1 protein-coding gene is annotated in these 274 nt (G+C 70.4%); it reads right to left on the reverse strand.

Features of this window, described 5'->3' with window-relative positions; translation table 11 throughout:
- On the reverse strand, positions 1–274 hold a 274-nt coding region (locus HKX41_11460; protein NNC24749.1), incomplete at both ends, for a methenyltetrahydromethanopterin cyclohydrolase.

The raw sequence follows: 274 nt of genomic DNA on the forward strand, positions 1-274 counted from the left end.
CGTTCACCGACTGGATGTCCTGCGGGTCGTAGCCCGCCTCGAAGAGGCGGAACGTCGCCATCTCCGCCGCGCGCGCCGCCGCGGAGACGCTTCCTGCCGTCGAGGCCGCGGCGTACGCCGGGAGGTAGAGACCGTCCGTGTTCACCTCGGCGCGCTCCGCGATCACCTGTGCGGCGACCTCGGTCGGGAGCACGTCCGATTCGAGCGTCAACACGGAGAGGTCGAACGCGTCCGTGTAGCCGAGTTCGCGGAACTCCGCCTCCTCGGCGACGAG

This window comes from Salifodinibacter halophilus (genome assembly GCA_012999515.1).
Taxonomy (GTDB): Bacteria; Pseudomonadota; Gammaproteobacteria; order Nevskiales; family Salinisphaeraceae; genus Salifodinibacter; species Salifodinibacter halophilus.